We start from the raw sequence: 13467 nt of genomic DNA, 5'->3' as shown, positions 1-13467 counted from the left end.
ATCGATGCTGATGAAACTTGAAACTTCCCGCCGTTCCCGAAAGAGCGGCCGGAAGAAGATCCACAGTGAATTCTACACGAGATAGAAACAGATTGCTTGCGGGTTACTTCGCTTATCGAACGGGCTAAGAATTGCCCAACCGCTTGCGCAGGCCTTGGACCCGCTTGAGCACCAGGGGGCGCCACGTGGCTATTGCTGCCACTAGGAAGAACAACAGCGCGGTGGGCACCACCAGCACTACCGGGATGAAGGCAATCGAGACTACTGAGACAGCAATCACCGCAGCCCACAGGTACAGCAGGATCACCGAGTGGCGCACCGAGTGTCCCTGTGCCAGCATTCGGTGGTGGATGTGCTTGGCGTCTGGGGAAAAGGGTGAGCGTTTGTTGGCCAGCCGGCGGAATACCGACAGTACAAGGTCTAGAACTGGTAAGAAGACAATGACCATTGGCAGCAGCATCGGCATGTAGGCCGGAATGTTGCGGAAACGGCGGGCTTCCAAGCCCTGCACATCGCCGGTGACCGCAATGGCAGCCACCGAGAGGATCATGCCGATGGCAAGCACCCCGGTCTCCCCCATGAAGATATTGGCCGGATTGAAGTTATGCGGCAGGAAGCCCAAGCAGGCGCCGAGCAGCAGGGCGCACAGCAGCGCGCCGATGTTGGCGTAGTCATCCGCGCTGACATGGGTGGCCAGCACATAGGAGTAGACGAAGAAGGTCGCTGCGCCGATGGCTGCCAGGCCCGCGGCCAATCCATCCAGGCCATCGGAGAAGTTGATCGCGTTCATGGTCAACACGATCAAGAAAATCGTCACTACAATCTGCAGCCATTGTTCATCGATCTGCCACGAGCCCACAGGCAGGGATTTGATGATGATTCCATGGGTTGCCGCCAGCCAGCCGATCAGGATCTGGCCGGCAAGCTTTATCCACCATTTCAGATCAAGCATGTCATCGGCCAAGCCCATGACCACGATGACGCCCAGTGCGTAGGCGATCCCCCGGATGGCTTCGTCATTGCCGAACACCCCGCGGAAGAAATGCAAGTTGCTGGCCATCCACAGCCCGGCGGCGAAAGCGGCGATAATCGCCAGCCCGCCGAACTTGACGATCGGCTTCTGGTGCTGGTCCCGTTCACGCACCAGCTGGTTGCCGGTAAAGCGGTTGCCCAGCGTGCGGATAATCGGGGTGAGCAGGAAGGAGACCGTAAAGCTGAAGGCGATGAGCAGTACGTATGTTCTCATGCGCTGGTTTCCGGTGCGTCCTGTCCCAGATCGAGAATGCCGGGAACCACCACGCGCAGTTCCTCAATGGAAATCGCGCCAGAGCGCACCACCGAAAGGTGCTGGCCGGTGCAATCGATGATGGTCGATGGCAGTACGTCATCGCCTTCTTCGCCGCGCGGGCCGCCATCGAGGTACACATCCACCGAATCCCCGAGCTGCTCCAGGGCCTGCTCTATGTTCAGTGCCGCCGGGTTGCCGGTGCGGTTGGCCGAAGATACGGCCAGCGGGCCGGTCTGGCCCAGAAGTTCCAAAGCGGTCTCGTCATTGGGTACGCGCAGTGCGACGGTGCCGCGGGTCTCCCCCAGATCCCAGGTCAGCGAAGGCTGGGCGTGCAGGATCAGGGTCAGCCCACCGGGCCAGAAGGCTTCGGCGAGCTTGCGTGCTTCGTCGGGAATGTCGCGAGCCAGGCCGTCCATGGTGGCGCTCTGGGCAATGAGCACCGGTGGAGGCATGGTGCGATTGCGGCCCTTGGCCGCCAGCAGCATGGCTACGCCCTGGGCGCTGAACGCGTCTGCGCCGATCCCGTAAACGGTATCTGTAGGCAAGACGATGCAGCGCTTCTCTGCCAGTGCGGCTTTGGCTGCGGCGATGCCTTCAACGTGTTCTTGTTCGTTGCTAACCGAAAATGTTGTGCTCACGGGATCATTCTTTCATGCACTGAGTGTGATTTGGTTATTGCGGCGCGTAGCCAGATGTGGCGCGGGCGCGCCCCGAAAGGTCTTCATGGCCGGCAACGTGGGTGAAACCAGCCTCGCGCAGCATTGCTGCCGCGCTTTCGCGCTGCACTTCGGCGTGTTCCATCACGTAGTACCCGCCAGGGCGCAAGAGCGCCATGGCCTGGGCGGTGATGGCCCGTGGAATCTGCAGCCCGTCCTCCCCCAGTCCGTACAACGCCATCTGCGGGTCGTGCTCGCGTACTTCGGCCTCCCGCGGAATCGCGTTCGGTGGAATATACGGCGGATTGGAAATCACCAGGTCCATGGTGCCATGCAGTTCTGCTGGCAGCTGCGAAGCATCCTGGTGCAGCACATTGACCTGGTGCGGCTGGCAGTTGGCCCGGGTGTAGCCAATGGCTTGCTCGGAGAGTTCCACAGCCCACACGCTGGAGCCTGGCACTTCGCTGGCCAGGGCCGCGGCAATGGCGCCGGAGCCCGAGCACAAGTCGATGCACCGCGGATTATCGATACCTTGGGCATGCAAGTAGTCGATACCCTGCTGCACCACGGTTTCGGTTTCCGGACGCGGGATGAATACCCCGGGGCCCACCTTCAGCTCAAGGTAGCGGAAGTGCGCCACCCCGGTCAGGTGCTGCAGCGGGATGCGGGTGCGCCGGGCGGCCACCAGCTCGGTGAATTGCTGGCGGTATGCCGGGTCAAAAGCGTCCCCGCGCATCTGCCGCAGCTTCAGTTCCGAACGGCTGATGCCCAGCACATGGCAGAGCAGCAGATCTGCGTCGACGCCGGGGCTTGGCACCCCGGCGTCGGCCAGCGCCGCAATCGCCTGGCGGCGTACGGCAGTTAGTTCTTCCAAGGCGGTATTACTCGCCCAGCGCTGCTAAGCGCTCTTCCTCATCCATCTGGATGCAGGATTCAACGACCGGCTGCAGATCGCCGTCCATCACGGCGTCAAGGTTGTAGGCCTTGTAGCCGGTACGGTGATCGGCAATGCGGTTTTCCGGGTAGTTGTAGGTACGGATGCGCTCGGAGCGGTCCATGGTGCGGATCTGGCTGGCACGCTGGGCCGAGTTCTCCTTGTCGATGATCTCCTGCTGGTGGGCCAGCAAGCGCGAACGCAGCACGCGCATGGCGGCTTCGCGGTTCTGGATCTGCGACTTCTCGTTCTGCATGGCCACCACGATGCCGGTAGGCAGGTGGGTAATGCGCACTGCGGAGTCGGTGGTGTTCACCGACTGGCCGCCAGGGCCCGAGGAACGGTAGACGTCGATCTTCAAGTCATTCTGATGGATATCGACTTCTTCTGGCTCATCAACTTCGGGCAGCACCAGAACGCCGGCAGCCGAGGTGTGGATACGGCCCTGGGATTCGGTGACCGGCACGCGCTGCACGCGGTGCACGCCGCCTTCGAACTTCAGCTGGGCATAGACGCCTTCCGCTGGGTCGTTCGAGTTGCCCTTGATGGCCACCTGAGCGTCCTTGTAGCCGCCGAGGTCGGACTCGTTGAAGGAGATCATCTCCACCTTCCAGCCCTTGTGCTCGGCGAAGCGGGTGTACATGCGCAGCAGGTCCGCTGCGAACAGTGCCGCTTCGTCGCCGCCTTCGCCGCCCTTGACTTCGAGGATCACGTTGCGGCCGTCGTTCTCATCGCGTGGGATCAGCAGGCGGCGCAGCTTCTCTTCGAGCTGCGGCAGTTCCTCGGTGAGGGCTTGCACCTCTTCAGCGAAGTCTGGATCTTCATCAGCCATTTCCTGGGCTGCTTCCAGGTCATCGGTGGCGGTCTGCCACTTGTTGTAGGCTTCGACGATGCCGTTCAGCTGTGCCGAGCGGCGGCCGAGCTTGCGGGCCAGCGCTTGGTCGGCGTACACCGCTGGATCCGAGAGCTGCGCCTGGATGGCGGCATGCTCTTCTAGTAGCGACTTGACGGACTCGAACATGGTGGGTGTGCTTCCTTGTTGGCGTTTTCCGCGCAGTGCCAGGCGCTGATGCGGCTGCGGCACTGCTGGAATTCAATTCTAAGCGCTGCGCCAGCGTGAACTGGGCTGCGAGGTGTCACTACGCGCCGATGGCGTCCAGCCAGCTGCCGGTGCGGCAAGCTGGCCGGACGCCATGGCGGTATGCGGTGCTAATCCTTGTTTGGCGTGGTCTTGTTGACCAGCATCAGGAATTCGGCGTTGGATCCGGTTTCGCGGATCTTTCCGGTGAGCACTTCCAGTGCCTGCTGCGGGTCGATGCCCGAGAGCATGCGTCGCAGGCGCCACATGATGCGTACCTCTTCGGCACTCATCAGCTGCTCTTCACGGCGGGTGGAGGATGCGTTGACATCCACCGCTGGGAAGATGCGCTTCTCGGCCAGCTGGCGCGAGAGGCGAAGCTCCATGTTGCCGGTGCCCTTGAATTCCTCGAAGATGACCTCGTCCATCTTGGAACCGGTCTCAACCAGAGCGGTAGCCAGGATGGTCAGCGAGCCGCCATTTTCGATGTTGCGGGCTGCACCGAAGAAGCGCTTCGGAGGGTACAGCGCTGCCGAGTCGACGCCACCGGAGAGGATACGGCCCGAGGCAGGAGCTGCCAGGTTGTAGGCGCGGCCCAAGCGGGTCATCGAGTCCAGCAGGACGACGACATCCATACCCATTTCCACCAGGCGCTTGGCGCGCTCGATGGCCAGCTCGGCCACGGTGGTGTGGTCATCAGCCGGGCGGTCGAAAGTCGAGGCAATGACCTCGCCCTTGACGGTGCGCTGCATGTCGGTGACTTCTTCGGGACGCTCATCAACGAGCACCATCATCAGGTGCACTTCTGGGTTGTTGATGGTGATCGCGTTGGCAATAGCCTGCAGGATCAGGGTCTTGCCGGCTTTTGGAGGCGAAACGATCAGGCCACGCTGGCCCTTGCCGATCGGGGCAACCAAATCGATGACGCGTGGGCCGACCAGCTTCGGATCGGTTTCCAGGCGCAGGCGCTCGGTTGGGTACAGCGGAACGAGCTTGTTGAACTCGACGCGTTCGCGGTTGTCCTCTGGCTTCTTGCCGTTGACCGAGGTCAGCTGCACCAGCGCGTTGAACTTCTGGCGCGGGTTAGGGGTTTCACCCTCGCGTGGCTGGCGGATTGCGCCAACAATGGCGTCGCCCTTGCGCAGGTTGTACTTCTTGACCTGTCCCAGGGTGACGTAGACGTCATTCGGGCCTGGCAGGTAGCCGGAGGTGCGTACGAAGGCGTAGTTCTCCAGTACGTCCAGGATGCCGGCGATCGGCAATACGACGTCGTCCTCGCTCAGCTGCGGCTCGTCGTCATCACGGCGGTTGCGGCGGTTGCGGTTGTTGCGATCGTTGTTGCGCTCACGGCGGTTGTTGCGATCGTTGCGGTCGTTGTTGCGATCGTTGCGGTCGTTGTTGCGTTCGCGGCGTTCGCGGCGGTCGTTGCGATCCGAACGGTCGTTGCGATCCTCGGTGTTCTCCGAGTCAACGCCGTCGTTATTGCGATCATTGCGATCGTTATTGCGCTCATTGCGGTCGTTGCGGTCGTTGCGATCGTTGTTGCGCTCGTTGCGATCGTTGTTGCGCTCATTGCGATCGTTGTTGCGCTCGCGGCGGTTGCCGCGTTCACGACGCTCTTCACGGCGGTCGGTGCGCTCTTCAGCGTTCTCGCCTTCGCCAGCTTCAGCGCGTTCGCCACGCTCTGCGGTGCGATCGTTGTTGCGCTCGCGGCGGTTGCCACGCTCACGGCGGTTGCCGCGTTCGCGACGCTCTTCGCGTGCTTCGCCGTTGTTCTCGGCGTTCTCTGCCTCAGCCTCGGTTGGCTCAGCTGCCTGCTCGGCTGGCTGGTCAACTGGCTTGTTGTTGCGCGAGTTGCGGCGCTGGCGCGGAGCCTTGGCCTCAGCTGCTGGTGCCTGCTCGGTGGCCGGAGCTTCAGCTGGTGCCTGGGCAGCTGCTTCAGCGTTTTCTGCTGGAGCGTTGATCTTGCCCGAGTCGGTGACGCGGCGCGAAGTGCGGCGTGCACGAACTGGCTTTTCTGCTGGTGCCTGCTCGGTGGCGCTTGCCTCAGGGGCTGCGGTCTCGGCCTGCTGGGTAGCGGCGGCCTTTGGCTCGCGGCGTGCGCGGGCCTTGGTTGCCTTTGCAGGTGCCTCGGCTTCAGCCTTTTCTGCTGGTGCTTCAGCCTTGGCGGCCTTAGCTTCCTGGGCAGCCTTGTCGTCCTTCGCGGCAACGGAGCCACCGCGCTGGTGGTCGCCGATGGCCTTGACCAGATCAGCCTTGCGCATGCGCGACCCGCCGGTAATTCCCAGCTGGGAAGCCAACTGCTGCAGCTGGGTCATCTTCAAAGAGGCCAGACCGGCACTCTTATTTTCGGAAGTCTTGGTGTCCACGCCTTCGGTGAGGCTCGTGGTTTCGGTCACGAAAGTTCCTTCTGACTCGTAGGATGGGCCGCTTCAGGCAGGCCCACTATGCCGTAAATGATGTTCCGTAGCCGAAGATTTCGTGGCTACTTCACTTTCTCCCCGCAAGATAGCCCAGAATTCGGAGCAAAACTGCGGTGGATTAAAGAAACTGATATCGCCTGGGCACGAAGACGTACCTGGATGCGGGATATCAAAGGTGCTGCGAACTGCAGGGAAATCCGGAGCGGCTGGAGGGATGAAATGGGGTTCAAGAACCGAATTTATCCGCATCAACACTGGCCACAAATGATTCGGACCGGGCTACTGCCCAGCGATCCGGCCTGCCATGGTGTTACAGCACTTCTACTGTAACACCGTTAGAGGCAAGCTTGGGAACTTCAGCACGCCAAGACACTGAAGAACTCGCAGAAAATTCGTTGATCACCGCTTGCACGGCAGCTACCTGGTCCTCGCTGGACACCAGGGTCATCACCGTTGGGCCGGCACCGGAAACCACTGCGGCCAATCCGGCATCGCGCAGCTTGGCAATCAGTGCGGCGCTTTGCGGCATGGCCGCAGCCCGGTAATCCTGGTGCAGGTAGTCCTTGGTGCCACCCAGCAGCTGGCTTGGGTCGTTGCTCAAAGCGTGGATCAGCAAGGCAGCACTAGCGCTGTTCGCCGCGGCCACTGCATGCTCGATGTGCGAGGGCAGTGCGCCACGGGCCACTTCGGTGGACAGCCCGTTAGAGGGGATGGCCAGCACCGCACGCAGATCCGGGTGCAATGGCACCTGCACCGAGCTGAAGCTGCCATCGGGATTCGTGGCAGAAATGCTCAAACCGCCAAAGACCGCAGGGGCCACATTATCCGGGTGGCCTTCCCACGCGGCCGCGGCCTGGAAGATTGATTCGGTTCCACGACGTGCCTCTGCTGGCAGCAGCGCGTCGGCCGCAGCATAGGCGGCAACGATCGCAGCTGCGGACGAGCCCATGCCCCGAGCATGCGGAATGCGGTTATGCGCCACCAGGTCCACGCCTACCGGGGCGAAGCCGGCGTCTTTCCAGTAGCGGTGCATTTCCTTGATGATCAGGTGGGATTCATCGCGTGGCAGCTCATCGGCCCCGTCACCGAAAATCTCGACGCTGCTGGAGCGCGCGGTGCCCACCTCAAGGCGGTCGCGGTATTCCAGGGCCAGGCCCAGCGAATCGAAGCCAGGGCCGAGGTTGGCGGAGGTGGCCGGAGGGGAAACGATCAACTTCTGGCCCAGGGCGATCTGCTGCGTCATGGTTCCTTCAAGATTTCGGTGCGATAGATGATGGATGCACAACGGCCCGCCACGGCCGGCTCCCCCGTTTCCAGGAGAGCCATTGGCGCGGCGGGCCGTTGGCTGGCCAGAAGAATTCTGGCCGAAGGTGTTTAGGCCAGGCCCAGGGCGCCGGCAACCTCGACTACGTCCAAGGCCACCTTCTTTGGTGCGACGTCCGAGCCGTCGGACTGCTTCAGGGCCCAGTCCGGGTCCTTCAGGCCGTGGCCGGTTACGGTGATCACGATCTTTTTTCCGGTCGGGACGTTGCCCGCTGCGTGGTGCTTGAGCAGGCCGGCCACGCCGGCTGCCGAAGCAGGCTCCACGAACACGCCTTCGCGCGAGGAGAGCCAGCGGTGGGCTTCAAGGATCTGCTCATCGGTGACCGAGTCGATCTGGCCGCCGGACTCGTCGCGGGCTACTTCGGCCTGTTCCCAGGAAGCCGGGTTGCCGATGCGGATCGCGGTGGCGATGGTGTCCGGTTCGGTGATCGGGTGCCCGGCAACAATCGGAGCGGCACCAGCTGCCTGGAAGCCCCACATGATCGGGTTCTTGGTGGATACCGGTTCGAGGACCTTGCCGGCCTCGTTGGTCCACTCAGTGGAGTACTCCTTGTAGCCCTTCCAGTACGCGGTGATGTTGCCCGCGTTGCCTACTGGCAGCAGGTGGTAGTCAGGTGCGTCGCCCAGGAAGTCCACGACCTCGAAGGCGCCGGTCTTCTGGCCCTGGATACGCGCAGGGTTCACCGAGTTGACCAGGAATACCGGGTAGTTCTCGCTGAGCTTGCGGGCGACCTCAAGGCAGTTATCGAAGTTGCCGTCGATCTGGATGATGTCCGCGCCGTGGGCGATCGCCTGGGACATCTTGCCCATGGAGATCTTGCCATCCGGTACCAGCACGGCGCACTTCAGGCCGGCCTGGGTGGCGTAGGCCGCGGCCGAAGCCGAGGTGTTGCCGGTGGAGGCGCAGACCACGGCCTTCGCGCCGGCGGCTACCGCGGCGGTCATCGCCATGGTCATGCCACGGTCCTTGAAGGAGCCGGTCGGGTTCATGCCCTCGACCTTCAGGTACACCTCATTGCCGGTATGGGCCGACAGCGCCGGTGCGTAGACCAACGGGGTGCCGCCTTCGCCCAGGGTGATGACCTTGGTATTTTCGTTCACTGGCAGGCGATCGGCATATTCGCGGATTACTCCGCGCCACTGGTGAGCCACGTTAGTTTCCTTCAACTCGCATAACGGATAAGACTGAGTGCACCGCGTCCAGCGCCTTGAGCGCTTCGACGGTGCTGGCCAGGGCCGCTTCGGTGCCCTGGTGGGTCAGAATGCGCAACTGCGCGCCGGCTTCGGCGTCCACCTGCTGGCTCATCGACTCGATGGAGACCCCATGCTCGCCGAAGACGGTGGCGATGGCGGCCAGCACGCCGGACTGGTCCTTGACCGACAGGCCAATCCAGTAGCGGGTGGTGATCGCCTCGAAGTCCAGCAGCGTTGGCGCCTGGTTGATCGAGCCGTTGGGCAGCGGGGCACCGGCAGCGATCTGCCGAGCCACGGAAACCACATCGCCCATCACGGCCGAGGCGGTGGCGTTGCCGCCGGCACCGGCGCCGTAGAACATCAAATCCCCGGCATTCTCCGCCTCCACGAACACGGCGTTGAACGCGCCATGCACGGTGGCCAATGGGTGGCTGCGGCGCACCAGGGCCGGGTAGACGCGCACCGAAATGCCCGCTTCGGCCTGCTCGGCAATGGCCAGCAGCTTGATGACGTAGCCGGCTGCCGCCGCTGCGGACACATCCGCGGCAGTGACCTCGGTGATGCCTTCGGTGGACACCTGGTCGGAGGAGACGTTGGTGTGGAAAGCCAAGGATGCGAGGATCGCGGCCTTCGCGGCGGCATCGTGCCCGCCCACGTCGGCGGTTGGATCAGCTTCGGCGTAGCCCAGCGCCTGGGCTTCGGCCAGCACGTCGTCGAAGGCAGCACCGGTGGTGTCCATCGCGTCGAGGATGAAGTTGGTGGTGCCGTTGACGATGCCCATCACCTTGGTGATGCGGTCCCCTGCCAGCGAGTCGGCGATCGGGCGCAGGATCGGGATGGCCCCGGCCACTGCGGCCTCGTAGCGTAGCTGCGCGCCATTGGCGGCGGCGATCTCGTTGAGCTTGGCGCCTTCAAGGGCGATCAGCGCCTTGTTGCCGGTGATGACGCTCGCGCCCTTGGACAGGGCCGCGGCGATGTATTCGCCAGCAGGCTCAAGGCCGCCGAGCAGCTCGATCACCACATCGGCCTGGGCAATCAGCCCGTGGGCGTCGGTGGTGAAAAGCTCCTGGGGCAGCGCTACATCCCGTTTGGCATCGAGGTTGCGTACCGCAATGCCGATCAGTTGCAGGCCGGCCCCGGAACGGGAAGCCAGTTCATTTGCATCTTCCAGCAGGATTCGGGCCACTTGGGCTCCGACGGTGCCGCAACCCAGCAGGGCTACCTTCAGGTTCTTTTCGCCGCTCAATTAAACTCCCATGTCGCGGGCCAACAAGTCTGTTTCCGTTTCCCTGCGCACGATCAGACGGGCTTGGCCATCACGCACCGCTACCACCGCGGGACGGGTGAGGTAGTTGTAGTTGCTCGACAGCGCCCAGCAGTAGGCGCCGGTGGCCGGAACGGCGAGCAAATCGCCGGCCGCCACGTCCTCGGGCAGGTAAACGTCTTTCACGACTATGTCACCTGACTCGCAATGTTTCCCAACTACGCGAGAAATAATTGCGTCGTTTTGCGTCATACGGCTGGCCAGCACGGCGGTGTATTGCGCGTCGTAGAGCACCGGGCGCGGGTTATCGCTCATCCCCCCATCCACCGAAATGTAGCGGCGCGGATGCAGGGTGCCGGAGGCGTCCTCGACCTGGACGTCCTTGCGCACGCCGGCCTCGTAGAGGGTGAAGGTACTCGGGCCTGCAATGGCGCGGCCTGGCTCGATGGAAATGCGCGGGCATTCCAGTTCCAGTTCCTTGCAGGTTTCGGAAACAACCTGGGCCATCTGCCCTGCCAGCTTGGCCGGGGTGGATGGCTGGTCTTCGGAAGTGTAGGCAATGCCGTAGCCGCCGCCCAGATCCAGTTCAGGCAGCTGGACGCCGTGGATTTCGCGGATCTTGTGCAGCAGGCCAAGCATGGTGCGCGCGACCATGGCGAAGCCCTCGGCTTCGAAGATCTGCGAACCGATATGCGCGTGCAGGCCCAGCAGGTTGATGTTCTTCGCGGCCAGGGCGCCGGCTACCGCACGCAGTGCCGGGGAGCTGCCGGTGCCGTCTTCCAAGATGGACAACCCGAACTTCTGGTCCTCGTGCGCAGTGGCGATGGCCTCATGGGTGGAGGCGTGCACGCCGGGGGTAATGCGCAGCATCACCTGGGCGGTTTGCCCCATGGCATCAGCGATGGAAATCACGCGCTCAAGCTCATCGAGCGAGTCGATGACCAGGCGTCCCACGCCCATCTCGATGGCGCGGGTGATTTCGGCGGCCGACTTGTTATTGCCGTGCAGCGAGAGGTTGGCAGCGGGTACCTTGGCGGCGCTGGCTACAGCCAGCTCGCCACCCGAGCAGGTATCCAGGCGCAGGCCTTCGGCGGTGACCCAGCGGGCCACTTCGGTGCACAAGAATGCCTTGCCGGCGTAGTAGACGTCTACTCCCCCGCACAAGTCCTTGAACGCCTCGTCAAAGGCGGTTTTGAAGCCTGCGGCACGCGCGCGGAAGTCGTTCTCGTCGAGCACGAACAGCGGGGTGCCGAATTCTTCGGCCAGCTTCGAGACGGAAATGCCCTGGACAGACAGTTCGCCGCCAGCCTCGCGGGAAACCCCCGAAGCCCATTCGATGTCGCGAAGTGCGTTGATGTTTTCGGGGAATTGCAGCCATTGCGGGGCTAGCGGCGATACGGCCATAAGGTCTTACATCCTCTCTGGGGCGGAAACGCCCAGCAGTTCCAATCCATTTGCCAATACGGTGGTGGCGGCGTCGTTCAGCCACAGGCGGGTGCCGTGCACCGGTGCGATCGCTTCATCTTCGCCCATCGGGGTGATGCGGGTAGCGGCGTACCACGAGTGGTAAGCGCCGGCGACCTGCTCCAAGTAACGGGCAATGCGGTGCGGTTCGCGGAATTCTGCGGAGCCTGCAACTACCGATGGGAACTGGCCGAGCACGGCAAGCAGTTCATTCTCGGTCGGGTCGGTGAGCAGTGCTGCATCGAAGTCGTTGCGGGTAACACCCTTGGCGGCGGCGTTGCGGGCCGCGGCGGCCGAGCGTGCGTGGGCGTACTGGACGTAGAACACCGGGTTGTCGTTGGTGTTCTTCTTCAGCTGCTCTGGATCCAGTGCGATCGGCGAATCGGCTGGGAAGCGGGCCAGCGAGTAGCGCAGCGCGTCGGCGCCGATCCAGTTGATCAGATCGCGCAGCTCGATGATGTTGCCGGCGCGCTTGGAGAGCTTGGCGCCGTTAACGCTGATCAGCTGGCCGATCAGCACCTCGATGTTCTTGTCCTTGTCGTCTCCCGCGCAGGCGGCAATGGCCTTGAGGCGGTTGACGTAGCCGTGGTGGTCGGCACCCAGCAGGTAGATCTTCTCTTCGAAGCCGCGGTCCTTCTTGGACAGGTAGTAGGCGGCGTCGGCGGCGAAGTAGGTCGGTTCGCCGTTGGCGCGGATCAGCACGCGGTCCTTGTCATCGCCGAAGTCGGTGGTGCGCAGCCAGACTGCGCCCTCCAAGTCGAAGATGTGGCCCTGTTCGCGCAGGCGTGCCACGGCGTCGGCCACGGCCCCGCGTTCATGCAAGGTGGTTTCGGAGAAGAACACGTCGAAGCTGACGCCGAAGTCGGCCAGCGTGGACTTGATGTCCGCCAGCTGCGCCTTGTAGGCGGCATCGCGCAGCGCCGGGATGGCTTCTGCTTCTTCCAGGTCCTTCAGCTCAGGATTCTCGGCCAACACGGCGTCGCCCAGTTCCTTGATGTACTCGCCCGGGTAGCCGCCCTCTGGCACAGGCAGGCCGTGGATGCGGTTGTAGACCGAGCGGGCGAAGACGTTCATCTGGTTGCCGGCATCGTTGATGTAGTACTCGCTGGTCACCGATGCACCCGAGGCGCGCAGCACGCGGGAGATCGCATCGCCCAGCGCGGCCCAGCGGGTGTGGCCGATGTGCAGCGGGCCGGTGGGGTTCGCCGAAACGAATTCCATGTTGACCACGTGGCCGGCCAGCGCTTCGTTGCTGCCGTAGGCGGAGCCTGCCTCGACGATGGTGCGGGCCAGCTCGCCGGCCGCTCCTGCTTCGAGGGTGATGTTCAAGAAGCCGGGACCTGCGATGTCCACGGCGCCAACTCCTGGAACCGAAGCAAGCCGGGTAGCCAAGATCTGGGCGAAGTCGCGAGGGGCCATGCCGGCCTTCTTGCCCAGCTGCAACGCGATGTTGGTAGCCCAGTCGCCGTGTTCACGGCTCTTCGGTCGGTCAACGCGTACGGTCTCGGGTACCTCGACGGAGATTTCACCTGCGGCTACGGCTTCGGTGAGGCATGCGGATATTGCTGCGGAGAGTTCTTCAGGAGTCACCGTTCAAGAATACCGGTAACTACCGCGCTTATTCAGCATTCGTGACCACCTTTACTTGCGAAACCGGCCTAATCCGGTGACTTTTGCAACACATCAAGGCCCGCTGCTTCGAATTGCGCAGATCAAGTCGCGACCTGATAGTATTTTTCCTGTTGCTCAGCAACCCGCCTCTGTAGCTCAGTGGATAGAGCGTCTGCCTCCGGAGCAGAAGGCCGAAGGTTCGATTCCTTTCAGGGGCACCAACGAAATAGCA

The 13467-nt window shown here is 63.0% G+C and carries 10 protein-coding genes and 1 tRNA gene; 1 reads left to right on the top strand and 10 read right to left on the bottom strand.

Translation table 11 applies throughout. From position 1 onward, the window contains the following. Window positions 1-124: 124 nt before the first annotated feature. From AARI_RS06940 to argS, 10 genes are all read right to left on the bottom strand, one after another. The gene (locus AARI_RS06940; RefSeq protein ID WP_013348618.1) at window positions 125-1246 is read right to left on the bottom strand and encodes an MraY family glycosyltransferase; all 1122 of its coding nucleotides are present in this window, start codon (window positions 1244-1246) and stop codon (window positions 125-127) included. Beyond that, a complete protein-coding gene (locus tag AARI_RS06935; RefSeq protein WP_013348617.1) occupies window positions 1243-1926 on the bottom strand; it encodes an L-threonylcarbamoyladenylate synthase in 684 nt (227 codons plus the stop codon). Before AARI_RS06935 ends, AARI_RS06940 begins: the two co-directional genes overlap by 4 nt. Window positions 1927-1960: 34 nt before the next feature. Continuing rightward, window positions 1961-2818, bottom strand: coding sequence for a peptide chain release factor N(5)-glutamine methyltransferase (gene prmC / locus AARI_RS06930; protein WP_013348616.1), 858 nt, complete (start codon window positions 2816-2818; stop codon window positions 1961-1963). A 7-nt stretch (window positions 2819-2825) separates the two neighbouring features. Then, on the bottom strand, window positions 2826-3899 hold the full coding sequence (gene prfA / locus AARI_RS06925; protein WP_013348615.1) for a peptide chain release factor 1: 1074 nt from the start codon (window positions 3897-3899) through the stop codon (window positions 2826-2828). 188 nt (window positions 3900-4087) lie between these two features. Next, window positions 4088-6355 carry a transcription termination factor Rho gene (rho, locus tag AARI_RS06920; protein WP_013348614.1) on the bottom strand — a complete coding sequence of 756 codons (2268 nt, stop codon included), beginning with the start codon at window positions 6353-6355 and terminating at the stop codon, window positions 4088-4090. A gap of 334 nt (window positions 6356-6689) precedes the next feature. Further along, window positions 6690-7622, bottom strand: a complete 933-nt coding sequence (thrB, locus tag AARI_RS06915) for a homoserine kinase (RefSeq protein ID WP_013348613.1) — start codon at window positions 7620-7622, stop codon at window positions 6690-6692. 131 nt (window positions 7623-7753) lie between these two features. Next, on the bottom strand, window positions 7754-8854 hold the full coding sequence (thrC, locus tag AARI_RS06910) for a threonine synthase (protein ID WP_013348612.1): 1101 nt from the start codon (window positions 8852-8854) through the stop codon (window positions 7754-7756). A 1-nt stretch (window position 8855) separates the two neighbouring features. Further along, the gene (locus AARI_RS06905) at window positions 8856-10142 is read right to left on the bottom strand and encodes a homoserine dehydrogenase (RefSeq protein ID WP_013348611.1); all 1287 of its coding nucleotides are present in this window, start codon (window positions 10140-10142) and stop codon (window positions 8856-8858) included. After that, window positions 10143-11564, bottom strand: coding sequence for a diaminopimelate decarboxylase (lysA, locus tag AARI_RS06900; protein WP_013348610.1), 1422 nt, complete (start codon window positions 11562-11564; stop codon window positions 10143-10145). 6 nt (window positions 11565-11570) lie between these two features. Further along, complete coding sequence (argS, locus tag AARI_RS06895; RefSeq protein WP_013348609.1) at window positions 11571-13214, bottom strand: arginine--tRNA ligase; 1644 nt, start codon at window positions 13212-13214, stop codon at window positions 11571-11573. Between the two features lie 166 nt (window positions 13215-13380). On the opposite strand from argS, the gene AARI_RS06890 reads away from it, so the two are divergent. After that, window positions 13381-13456, top strand: a tRNA-Arg gene (locus AARI_RS06890). Window positions 13457-13467 lie beyond the last annotated feature (11 nt).

The organism is Glutamicibacter arilaitensis Re117, from assembly GCF_000197735.1.
Taxonomy (GTDB): domain Bacteria; phylum Actinomycetota; class Actinomycetes; order Actinomycetales; family Micrococcaceae; genus Glutamicibacter; species Glutamicibacter arilaitensis.
This window is presented reverse-complemented; position numbering and strand designations above follow the sequence as displayed.

Bases quoted from the DNA above. Each gene is read 5' to 3' on its own strand.
- AARI_RS06940 (WP_013348618.1), bottom strand. From the start codon at position 1,246: ATGAGAACATACGTACTGCTCATCGCCTTCAGCTTTACGGTCTCCTTC.
- prfA (WP_013348615.1), bottom strand. From the start codon at position 3,899: ATGTTCGAGTCCGTCAAGTCGCTACTAGAAGAGCATGCCGCCATCCAG.
- thrB (WP_013348613.1), bottom strand. From the start codon at position 7,622: ATGACGCAGCAGATCGCCCTGGGCCAGAAGTTGATCGTTTCCCCTCCG.
- lysA (WP_013348610.1), bottom strand. From the start codon at position 11,564: ATGGCCGTATCGCCGCTAGCCCCGCAATGGCTGCAATTCCCCGAAAAC.